We start from the raw sequence: 1,671 nt of genomic DNA on the forward strand, positions 1-1,671 counted from the left end.
AATTAAAGCATATCTAAAGAGTTTTGAGTTAAAAGTTAAACTTCAAGTTTTCATTCAGGACAAATGTACTGGTTAACTAATTTTTTGGGGAAAATTAGTTAACCCATGATTATAACATATAATTAATTTGCAAGAGTTCTATTAAAACTATTTTTGATTTTATCAACCAGTTTCAAAGAAAGGGTGGTTTTACCAATTCCTTTTAAACCTAACACAGTAACCAAACGGTATTTCTCCGCAACTATCCAAGTTTCTAGATTATTTAATTCGGCAACTCTCCCATAAAATTGAGTTATTTCAGGAATATGACCTAAATCTAAATAAGGTTGATCGCGCTGGATTTCAGAGTGATAATTATTATTATTGAGGGAAAATGGATTATGATCACAAATATGAACATTATTAAAAGAGACTAAATCTCGTCCCATATTATTATTTATAAAGCTATGTTTCTTTAAAACTGCTCTAATATTTGATTTAGTAATATCTTCCCCTAAAACTTCTGACAAAATTTTCCATAATTCTGAAGCACTATCTCGAATATGACCTTCACTAAGATGAGATTCTTTGGCAACTTCTGAGTATTTGTAACCTTCTAAGGTCCCTTGCAAGATAGTTTTTTGAAGATAGTCTAGATGTTGATCTGTTTTGGCAAAAACCAACTCATCTAAGAGATTTAACACCGTATTAGATAGATTAGCTTGAAACATGGACTATAGATTAGGTAAGTTTTTTACTTATTTTAGCTGATATTTCCGATATTTCAGATCAATTGTTTGGCTGTAAGTTCCGACTTTTCCGACTGACTAAACTCAAGACTACGATGTATCCTAAGTAATTAAGCAGTTTCAAGGCTTTATTTAGGCAATCTAAAGAAAATGTGTGATAGTACAGATTTTAGTATATCACAGTCAGGATGCCTAAACTGGCTTTAGGCAATGCAGTCCAGGTCACACGATCAACCATTACACAAATCAAATGAGGAGGAAAAAATGACATCAAGTTCTAAAGAAAATGTCTTAGTTGACAACTGTTTTGGTATTGTAACGAACAAAAGACTTACCTATATGGCGAAGAAAAGCTGGTTTAGTGGTGGACGAAGAGAAGATGTTCCTCTCAAGCAAGTTGTTTCAGTTCGATATGAAATGGATAGGAAAGTTGTTGGGGGACTATTCCTTGTTGTTTTAGGAATTGTCTTGATAACTGTAGTAGTGGGTATTATTCCCTTGATTTTTGGTGTTCTATTGATGTGGGGATCTCCAACGGTAAGTGTGGTTACGGCCGGAGGAACAGCAACTCCTGTCACTGGATTGCCATGGCAAAAATCAGAAGCAGAAGCGTTTGTAAATGCTGTACATGGTCAATTATTCGGTGAGTAAATCGAGTGCACAAATTGTCAAAATTTACCCAACCTTTTTGATACTTTGATAATTTCATAAATTGGTAAAGTTAGCTGGAGAATTTTTTATGGATTTGGCAAATCGTTTGCTAATAATGCCTCATTACTTGAGTTGTTTAATTTCATATTTCTTGGCTCTTCGTTACTTGTTATGGTTCGATAGGGGGGCATAAATCGACTAAATCCTTATCTGGCAAGAGACTTAATTGATTAGTTCGCTCTAGATAAAAAACAATTGACAAAAATCGCTAAATGCCTTTCTCTATAAGGGT

Annotated in this window: 2 protein-coding genes; one reads left to right on the forward strand and one right to left on the reverse strand. The window is 33.8% G+C overall.

Annotation, left to right across the window (positions count from 1 at the left end; genetic code table 11):
* Window positions 1-122 precede the first annotated feature (122 nt).
* The gene (locus PX482_RS17950; RefSeq protein WP_288027875.1) at window positions 123-710 is read right to left on the reverse strand and encodes a helix-turn-helix domain-containing protein; all 588 of its coding nucleotides are present in this window, start codon (window positions 708-710) and stop codon (window positions 123-125) included.
* Window positions 711-992: 282 nt separating this feature from the next.
* Here PX482_RS17950 and PX482_RS17955 point away from each other — a divergent pair, with 282 nt between their 5' ends.
* Complete coding sequence (locus PX482_RS17955; protein ID WP_043999243.1) at window positions 993-1,379, forward strand: hypothetical protein; 387 nt, start codon at window positions 993-995, stop codon at window positions 1,377-1,379.
* The last annotated feature ends 292 nt before the right edge of the window (window positions 1,380-1,671 follow it).

It is taken from the genome of Microcystis sp. M53602_WE12, assembly GCF_030065455.1.
GTDB classification, from domain to species: Bacteria; Cyanobacteriota; Cyanobacteriia; order Cyanobacteriales; family Microcystaceae; genus Microcystis; species Microcystis aeruginosa.